Below are 255 nucleotides of genomic sequence, written 5' to 3'. Positions count from 1 at the left end.
TCGAGTACGAGTCCGATACGCGTCACTACGCACACGTCGACTGCCCCGGCCACGCCGACTACGTGAAGAACATGATCACCGGTGCGGCGCAGATGGACGGCGCGATCCTGGTGGTGTCGGCCGCTGATGGCCCGATGCCCCAGACCCGCGAGCACATCCTGCTCTCCCGTCAGGTCGGCGTGCCCTACATCATCGTCTACCTGAACAAGGCCGACATGGTCGACGACGCCGAGCTCCTCGAGCTCGTCGAGATGG

1 protein-coding gene is annotated in these 255 nt (G+C 64.7%); it reads left to right on the top strand.

Annotated elements, in window-relative coordinates; genetic code table 11:
- A partial coding sequence (locus tag EBL85_RS17000; RefSeq protein ID WP_255419411.1) for a GTP-binding protein occupies positions 1–255 on the top strand: 255 nt, incomplete at both ends.

Origin of the sequence: Marichromatium sp. AB32 (assembly GCF_003718675.1) — a bacterium.
Taxonomy (GTDB): Bacteria; Pseudomonadota; Gammaproteobacteria; order Chromatiales; family Chromatiaceae; genus Marichromatium; species Marichromatium gracile.
The sequence above is the reverse complement of the archived record's forward strand: the minus strand, read 5'-3'. Positions and strand labels throughout refer to the sequence as shown.